Here is a 200-nt window from a genome sequence, read left to right as displayed (position 1 = left end):
AGACTAAAGTCTAATCAGAAAGTTTAAAATAAACTCTCTGATTAGACTTTGATTAATAAATTTCTATTATTGCTATCTTTTAAATTTAAACTATGGTGGAGAATAGCGGGATCGAACCGCTGACCTCCTGCGTGCAAAGCAGGCGCTCTCCCAGCTGAGCTAATTCCCCTTGTCAATCTCTCAAACCTAAACAAGTGTAA

Annotated in this window: 1 tRNA gene; it reads right to left on the bottom strand. The window is 37.5% G+C overall.

The features are described 5' to 3' along the window. Window positions 1–93: 93 nt before the first annotated feature. A tRNA-Ala gene (locus CCAL9328_RS10885) sits at window positions 94–169 on the bottom strand. Between the last annotated feature and the right edge of the window lie 31 nt (window positions 170–200).

It is taken from the genome of Campylobacter sp. RM9328 (genome assembly GCF_012978615.1).
This window is presented reverse-complemented; position numbering and strand designations above follow the sequence as displayed.